Here is a 334-nt window from a genome sequence, read left to right as displayed (position 1 = left end):
TATACTGCCAGACATGGACTAATTCGTGGATGAGGGTGTCATCGGCCATATTGTTGCCATAGATCGTGTTCTCGACCGTGATCGCTACACGATTTTCACCTAATGTGCGACCCACCAAGCTTTTATCCGAAATTCTGACCTCCCCGAGGTCAATCATATCTTCAAAAAAGCCCTCTGCTATGTCTATTTCGCGTGTTTTCAACTTACGTTCCTTGGCTGACTCCGACTCACGGAATCCGTCCGGGCTATCGTCCTTCCTATTCCTCGTAAATACTTCTCGCTGCTCCGTAGGAAAGAGCAGCTCCCGAAGTCCTTCTTGCTCTTTCCGAGTAAG

The 334-nt window shown here is 48.5% G+C and carries 1 protein-coding gene; it reads right to left on the bottom strand.

Annotation, left to right across the window (positions count from 1 at the left end; genetic code table 11):
• Nucleotides 1–334, bottom strand: a 334-nt coding sequence (locus J4G02_20380) for a hypothetical protein (protein ID MCE2396884.1), incomplete at both ends; no start/stop codon positions are given.

Source organism: Candidatus Poribacteria bacterium (assembly GCA_021295755.1).
Taxonomy (GTDB): domain Bacteria; phylum Poribacteria; class WGA-4E; order WGA-4E; family PCPOR2b; genus PCPOR2b.
This window is presented reverse-complemented; position numbering and strand designations above follow the sequence as displayed.